The organism is Photorhabdus bodei (genome assembly GCF_003287735.1).
Lineage (GTDB): Bacteria > Pseudomonadota > Gammaproteobacteria > Enterobacterales > Enterobacteriaceae > Photorhabdus > Photorhabdus kayaii.
The window spans coordinates 1-1,994 of record NZ_NSCM01000112.1 but is presented as its reverse complement, the minus strand read 5'-3'; the positions used below and the strand labels follow the sequence as shown (position 1 = coordinate 1,994).

Here is a 1,994-nt window from a genome sequence, read left to right as displayed (position 1 = left end):
GTTAACCGAAACACCATCACCCACATGAGTGTTAATGTTAGCGTCACCATGAGCAGCCGTTACACTTAAGCCATTGCCTACTGTCGTCGTGACGTTAGCTTTCCCTTTTGCCACCGTCACCTGCATACCGTCACCCACTTTGGTGACGACATTGCCTTCACTCCATAAGGCATTAAAACTGTCTCCCTCACCGACCTGAGTGACAATGTTAGCCTTACCTTTCGCCAGCACCACATTACGCCCGTCACCGACTTTAGTGATCACGTTGGCTTTGCCCCAGGCACCGGTGTAATCGTCACCGTTACCCACATGGGTAATGATATTGGCATCGCCCTGAACCACCGTGACTTCTTGTCCCTTCCCTACTTTGGTAACAATGTTAGCTTGACCTTTCGCAAAGTTGTAGCGGTCGCCATTTCCCACCTGAGTCAGGATATTCGCCTCACCCCAAGCCACATTCACCCCGGTGCCACCGCCAATTTTGGTGATAAGATTGGCTTTGCCTTTGGCAAAACCCACCGTCTCACCCTCACCGACATGCGTCATGACATTCCCTACATCAGACACCAGTAGACCGACTGTCGTCCCCTCTCCTACTTTGGTCAGAATATTGCCTTTGCCAAGCAAAACAGCCGCCGTCGTTGAGTTGCCCACGTGGGTAATAACGTTTGCTTTCGCCGCCGCAACCACCCCTATAAAATCATCACCCACTTTGGTAACGATATTGGCCTCACCCAGTGCCAAGACACCCGTTAAACCATCCCCCACATGGGTCATCATATTGGCTTTACCAAACATGGCCGCCAGCGTTGTGCCATTACCGACTTTGGTCATCACGTTCAATTCACCGGCAAACAAACCGATACTGGTGCCATTGCCTACATGGGAATAGATATTGGCTTTCCCTACCATTAAAGCAGCGGTCTGGTCGTTACCGACTTTGGTCAGCACATTGGCCCCGCCAATCAGGGCGGCAAAAGTATTGCCATCCCCGACATGAGTAAAGATATTGGCTTTGCCCATCATCGCCGCCAGGGTCATGCCATTACCCACTTTCGTGGCGATATTGCCTTTTGCCAACATCAGCGCAACACTGGTGCCATCCCCAATGTGCGTAAACACATTGCCCGCCGCTACCATCAAGGCCAGCGCATTACCGTCACCCACTTTGGTAAAGACGTTCACTGCACCGCCCATTAATCCCCAGGCATCCCCTTTGCCGACATGAGTAAACAGGTTACCCGCGCCAATCATGGCCGCAATTGATGTCCCCTCACCGACTTTAGTGAAGATGTTCCCTGCCGCGGCCATCACGCCCAGTGTCAAGCCGTCACCAACATGGGTCAACACGTTGCCAACGCCAAACAGGATGCCGGTCGTGTCACCCTTTCCGACTTTGGTCAAGATATTCGCGCCACCCAGCATCACGCCCGTGGTATTGCCGTCACCGATATGCGTAAGGACGTTCGCACCGCCGCCCATGACCGCCAGCGCATTGCCTTTCCCTTTCTTGGTCAAGATGTTGGCTCCGCCCAACGCAATGGCGGTGGTGTTGGCGGTTTCACTCTCATCACTGAGATGGGTGATAATATTGGCGCCACCGAACATACCGGTAACCAGATCTCCCGCACCGAGCTTTGTTAGCACGTTAGCGCCACCTAAAAGTACAGAAGAGATATCCCCTGCTCCGGCCTGGGTGATGACGTTAAAACCGCCCGTTCCGGACCAGTTCCCATTGCCATTACCTATTTGGGTATGAGTGTTGTATCCGCCCAACATCAACACCCGGCTGTTACCGTTGCCTTTGTGGATCGAGATATTGCCATAAGCCAGAAGATGTGCCAGATATCGCCCATCCCCGACCCGCACAAGAACATTTACCGCACCACCAGCATCAACATTCATTTTTCCGCTCTGGCCTTGGTGAACCAGAACATTGGCTAAACCCGCACCATGAAATGTCAGATCGCCCTTTTCACCACTTTTCACAATGA

Annotated in this window: 1 protein-coding gene; it reads right to left on the bottom strand. The window is 52.7% G+C overall.

What is annotated here, in order from left to right; all coding sequences use genetic code 11:
• Positions 1-1,994: MARTX multifunctional-autoprocessing repeats-in-toxin holotoxin RtxA (gene rtxA / locus CKY02_RS22900; protein ID WP_112896998.1), on the bottom strand; the 1,994-nt coding region annotated here is incomplete at both ends.